Origin of the sequence: Acinetobacter sp. CFCC 11171 (genome assembly GCF_003268405.1) — a bacterium.
Classification (GTDB): Bacteria; Pseudomonadota; Gammaproteobacteria; order Pseudomonadales; family Moraxellaceae; genus Acinetobacter; species Acinetobacter amyesii.
Genome location: NZ_LQXP01000107.1, coordinates 1 through 745, shown reverse-complemented (window position 1 = coordinate 745; position 745 = coordinate 1). Strand labels below are relative to the sequence as shown.

Here is a 745-nt window from a genome sequence, read left to right as displayed (position 1 = left end):
CTAATCACGCCTGAAGAAAAAGCGACCTTAGAAGATGCATTAAAAGATGCACAAGACGCCAAAGATGCAGCCCAAAATGCAGTGGATGCTTTGCCAGACAGCGCGGATAAAGATGCACTACAAGACCGTATTGATGCGTTGACAGATATCGTGATTCCAGCGGTGACGGACAGCAACAACAACGGTATTGATGATGCAGTTGAAGCACAAATTGCCGATGCAGAAGCGGCAGTAAAAGCGGCAGAAGATGCGTACCAAGCAGCAGAAGATGCTTTAGCAGATGCAGAATCGAATGGCTTAATCACCCCAACAGAAAAAGCCGCACTTGAAGAAGCACTCAAAGCGGCACAAGATGCCAAAGATGCAGCGCAAGATGCGGTCGATGCTTTACCGTCGGCACCTGCAGCCGTGCAAGATGCCAAAGATGGCTTCCAAGACCGTATTGATGCGTTGACGGATATCACTATTCCAGCAGTCAACGATGCCAATGAAAACGGAGTTGATGACAGCACAGAAAATCCAGTTGATTTAGCCACAGATCTTGTTGAAGCAGCAGAAGATGCCTATCAAGCAGCAGAAGATGCACTCACTGATGCGAATACAGATGGCTTAATCACACCTGAAGAAAAAGCTGCTTTAGAAGTTGCCTTAAAAAATGCGCAAGACGCCAAAGATGCAGCCCAAAATGCAGTGGATGCTTTGCCAGACAGCGCGGATAAAGATGCACTACAAGACCGTATTGATG

1 protein-coding gene is annotated in these 745 nt (G+C 47.2%); it reads left to right on the top strand.

All coding sequences use genetic code 11. From position 1 onward, the window contains the following. Positions 1 to 745 (top strand): GA-like domain-containing protein (locus tag AVJ20_RS18065; RefSeq protein ID WP_213066212.1); only part of this gene is annotated, 745 nt, incomplete at both ends.